This is a genomic window from Microvirga sp. 2TAF3 (assembly GCF_052114965.1).
Lineage (GTDB): Bacteria > Pseudomonadota > Alphaproteobacteria > Rhizobiales > Beijerinckiaceae > Microvirga.
Genome location: NZ_JBFRFT010000064.1, coordinates 1 through 545, shown reverse-complemented (window position 1 = coordinate 545; position 545 = coordinate 1). Strand labels below are relative to the sequence as shown.

Here is a 545-nt window from a genome sequence, read left to right as displayed (position 1 = left end):
ACGACCTTCTCGACCTCCTCGTCGGAGCAGAACGGCCCGTGCACGCGGGTGATGCGCCCGCCCCCGGCCATGTACAGCATGTCGCCCTGGCCCAGGAGCTGCTCGGCGCCCATCTCGCCGAGGATCGTGCGGCTGTCGATCTTCGAGGTCACCTGGAACGAGATCCGGGTCGGGAAATTGGCCTTGATCGTGCCGGTGATGACGTCGACCGAGGGACGCTGCGTCGCCAGGACGACGTGGATGCCCGCCGCCCGCGCCATCTGGGCGAGACGCTGGATCGCACCCTCGATCTCCTTGCCGGCGACCATCATCAGGTCGGCCATCTCGTCGACGATGACGACGATGTAGGGCAGCGGCTCGAGATCCATGATCTCGTCCTCGTACACCGCCTGGCCGGTCTCGCGGTCGAAGCCGGTCTGCACCGTGCGGGTGATGACCTCGCCCTTGGCTTTCGCTTCCGAGACGCGGGCGTTGAAGCCGTCGATGTTGCGCACGCCGAGCTTCGACATCTTCTTGTAGCGGTCCTCCATCTCCCGCACCGCCCA

1 protein-coding gene is annotated in these 545 nt (G+C 66.4%); it reads right to left on the bottom strand.

Annotated features, from left to right (window positions below; all coding sequences use genetic code 11):
* Nucleotides 1-545 (bottom strand): FtsK/SpoIIIE domain-containing protein (locus AB4Y97_RS21025; protein ID WP_442000979.1); only part of this gene is annotated, 545 nt, incomplete at both ends.